The organism is Rhizobium sp. PEPV16 (assembly GCF_008919455.1).
In the GTDB taxonomy this organism is placed as follows: Bacteria; Pseudomonadota; Alphaproteobacteria; order Rhizobiales; family Rhizobiaceae; genus Rhizobium; species Rhizobium leguminosarum_Q.
Map to the genome: position 1 here is coordinate 408 of NZ_VSZV01000234.1, position 202 is coordinate 609.

The 202-nt window shown below is 59.9% G+C and carries 1 pseudogene; it reads left to right on the plus strand.

The window, feature by feature from the left end:
* Positions 1-202 (plus strand): annotated as a pseudogene (locus FY112_RS08210) (hypothetical protein); the annotation flags it as partial.

A 202-nucleotide genomic window follows, 5' to 3' on the forward strand; every position in this document is an offset into this window, starting at 1 on the left:
GTATGGCTGGACCATGCTGAAGACGAACCCGTCGGATACGCTCACGCTCGGCGTTGGCATCAGGGAGGATGTCGTCAGGATAATCAGTCTGACGGATCCGACGGCGGTCTATCCAGAGCGGCCCTATAAATATGCCGATCCCAGCCTCACCGAGGCCTATGACCTGACGATGACCGATCCTGTCGATCTCGCCCGCCGTCCC